This is a genomic window from Bartonella sp. MU70NMGDW (assembly GCF_042194085.1).
Taxonomy (GTDB): Bacteria; Pseudomonadota; Alphaproteobacteria; order Rhizobiales; family Rhizobiaceae; genus Bartonella; species Bartonella grahamii.
The window spans coordinates 1-1340 of record NZ_JBHIMK010000308.1 but is presented as its reverse complement, the minus strand read 5'-3'; the positions used below and the strand labels follow the sequence as shown (position 1 = coordinate 1340).

Annotated in this window: 2 protein-coding genes; both read left to right on the top strand. The window is 35.0% G+C overall.

The window, feature by feature from the left end:
* Positions 1 to 274 precede the first annotated feature (274 nt).
* On the top strand, positions 275 to 667 hold the full coding sequence (locus tag ACFIKE_RS10655; RefSeq protein ID WP_015856750.1) for a Fur family transcriptional regulator: 393 nt from the start codon (positions 275 to 277) through the stop codon (positions 665 to 667).
* Positions 668 to 822: 155 nt separating this feature from the next.
* A partial coding sequence (locus ACFIKE_RS10650) for an HlyD family secretion protein (protein ID WP_375649867.1) occupies positions 823 to 1340 on the top strand: 518 nt, incomplete at its 3' end.

Below are 1340 nucleotides of genomic sequence, written 5' to 3'. Positions count from 1 at the left end.
TATCATTTTTTACTTTTTTTAAAATAAAATAACATAAACATCTGGTTGTATTTCAATACATTACACTAAAATAAAAAGCGTATAAAAGTTCCTTACTAGATAACAGCGGCTTTCAGATTATAATACCCATCCCCTCACAACGATTGCAACTTTTCTTACATATCACAATGATGTCATGTAAAAGGCTAAAGATAGAGTACATATTCTATAATCACCATTGCATAAACCTCTTACACGCTTTATGCTTTGCCATGAGAGCAAAAGGAAGATGTCAATGTCATCTAAACTGACGCGTAACCAAACATTGGTTTTAAACACTTTAAAAAATGCAAAAGGGCCTTTAAGTGCTTATGCGATTCTCAATCACTTACGCGAAGAAGGCTTTCGTGCACCCCTCCAAGTTTATCGTGCGTTAGAAAAACTCGTACAGTTAAAGTGTATTCATCGTCTTGAAAGTGTAAATGCCTTTATGGTCTGTTTACACCCTGAAAACTGTCAACATGAACTTACAACGTTTATAATTTGCGAAAACTGTGGTACAGTCAATGAAATACAAAATCAAACGATTGTATCGAGTTTAAAACAGATGGTTCAAGCTGTTGACTTCCAAGCCCACAAAAGCACCCTAGAAGTACGAGGTCTTTGTAAAAAATGCGTAACAAAATAAGACCTTGAACTTGCAAGTTCATATTTTTAGCATTATGTTTCGGAAATTATCTTATTGTTTGAAAAGCTCTTATCGTCCTTGCATGTATATCACCCTAGTCTATAGCGATAGGTTTATTATACTCAGTGGAACATAAATATTGAAAGTATAAAATCATGTCCGTAGCTGAGACAATTTTTTCGACCAAAAATTTCAATAAAACGCAACAAAAGAAAGCAATCAAGGCTCTTCTTATTATCTTTGCACTTTTTGTTATTTGGTTTAGCTATAAGTGGGTAACGCAATGGCGTTATATACTCGCTACTGAAGATGCCTATGTGCAAGGAGATATAGCAGCTATTGCGACTAAATTAAATGGATATATTGAAAAAATTGCCATTAAAGCCAACCAAGTTGTAAAAAAGGACGATGTTTTATTTTACCTAGACAATGGTGATTATCAAATAGCCTTGGATCAAACAGAAGCGCATCTTAACACACAGAAAAAAACACTTCTACGCATTGATGCACAAATCACAGCCGCTCGTAGTGCTTTAGATGATGCAAAAGCACAAAAAGCCGCTGCTTCAGCCATAGCAACCAATGCACAACTCAGCTTAAAACGTGTAACAGAACTGAAAAAAAATCGTTATGCTCCTCAATCCAATGTTGATGATGCCAAATCAGCTTATGA